This is a genomic window from Terrisporobacter muris (assembly GCF_024621905.1).
Lineage (GTDB): Bacteria > Bacillota > Clostridia > Peptostreptococcales > Peptostreptococcaceae > Terrisporobacter > Terrisporobacter muris.
The window spans coordinates 1-1,349 of the sequence record NZ_JANKBY010000558.1 but is presented as its reverse complement, the minus strand read 5'-3'; the positions used below and the strand labels follow the sequence as shown (position 1 = coordinate 1,349).

The following is a 1,349-nucleotide window of genomic DNA, read 5'->3' as shown; positions in this document are numbered from 1 at the left end:
TAATACATTTAAATAATAACAATACTAATTCAACATTAAAACTATAGAATGAATCTAATTATTTAATTCGTAATATATTAAAATTGTTTATCTAATTTATAGAACGAAGAGTAGAAATTAATTAGTTTTTACTCTCAGTTAAAAATATTCTTTAAATAACTCTTTAGCAATATTCATATTGTATCCATCCTCGCCACGCCAATCTTCAATTATATCCAAAATCAGTGTCCCTACCCCTAGTTGGTCTTTCTTTTTTAGATTCGACAATACCTATAGCCTCAAAAATTTCTATTAACACATCTCGTTCACCTTTTGAAGATGGTAAAACTTCCTTTAAATATTTTTCAAGCTGTCTAGGTCCATCATTTTCTTTACAATTACCTATGCAATTAAATATGTTATTAAGAATTTTGATATCTTCATCATTTGGTTTTGTTATCACTATATTTCTAAACTGTTCTAAATCAAAAAGTATATATTCTACTTTATTTAATCTAAGCCCACCCCACTTTATTTTTTCAAAATTCATTATATTTCTATTTAATTCTATATTAAAAGCACTACTTAAACCTAAATTTTCTCATATTTGGCAATAAAAATTATCTGTTTTAATGGACATTTTGGCAATATTAAATCTGCTATAATTATTGTGATATTAATAAGGGATATGGGGGATGAAAATGGAGATTAGAAAGATACAAATAGAAGATGCTTATAATTATTTAGATATGCTTTTAAATTTAGATAATGAAACTAAATTTATGATGTTTGAGCCTGGTGAACGTTCTACTGATATTAATATAGCAAAAAATATAATTGAAAAAAGCGTGAATGGTGATAATTTAGTTTTAGTAGCTACAGATGAAGAAAATATAATTGGTTTTCTCTCTGTTCAAAAAGGTGTACCTAAAAGAATAAAACATACAGGATACGTTGTTGTTGGAATACGTGAGAAATATAGAGGTATGGGAATTGGAAGTAAGTTATTTTCTGAATTAGATATTTGGGCTATAGAAAATAAGATTACAAGACTTGAGCTTAGTGTAATTTGTTCTAATACTATAGCAAAACATCTTTATGAAAAAAATGGATTTGAAGTAGAAGGTATTAAGAGAAATGCAATGATTATAGATGATAAATATGTAGATGAATTTTATATGGCAAAAATATACGATATTTAAATTTATGATGTTCACAAAAACATATATCAATGTGTTCAATTCAATATAGATAAATACTATTATTCTGAATACTGTTATCTCCATAAGGTATTGTTCAAGAAACAAAAATGATATTTTATTAAACAAAATAGTATCTTTTCAATTTTAATATAATGCGAATTAAAAATA

At 24.8% G+C, this 1,349-nt stretch carries 2 protein-coding genes; one reads left to right on the top strand and one right to left on the bottom strand.

The genetic code is table 11. From position 1 onward, the window contains the following. Positions 1 to 205 precede the first annotated feature (205 nt). Positions 206 to 529 carry a hypothetical protein gene (locus NSA58_RS20260; RefSeq protein ID WP_257560939.1) on the bottom strand — a complete coding sequence of 108 codons (324 nt, stop codon included), beginning with the start codon at positions 527 to 529 and terminating at the stop codon, positions 206 to 208. 151 nt (positions 530 to 680) lie between these two features. Between NSA58_RS20260 and NSA58_RS20255 the strand changes: the two genes are divergently transcribed. Next, the gene (locus NSA58_RS20255; RefSeq protein WP_074429217.1) at positions 681 to 1,181 is read left to right on the top strand and encodes a GNAT family N-acetyltransferase; all 501 of its coding nucleotides are present in this window, start codon (positions 681 to 683) and stop codon (positions 1,179 to 1,181) included. Positions 1,182 to 1,349 lie beyond the last annotated feature (168 nt).

Bases quoted from the DNA above. Each gene is read 5' to 3' on its own strand.
- NSA58_RS20255 (WP_074429217.1), top strand. From the start codon at position 681: ATGGAGATTAGAAAGATACAAATAGAAGATGCTTATAATTATTTAGAT.
- NSA58_RS20260 (WP_257560939.1), bottom strand. From the start codon at position 529: ATGAATTTTGAAAAAATAAAGTGGGGTGGGCTTAGATTAAATAAAGTA.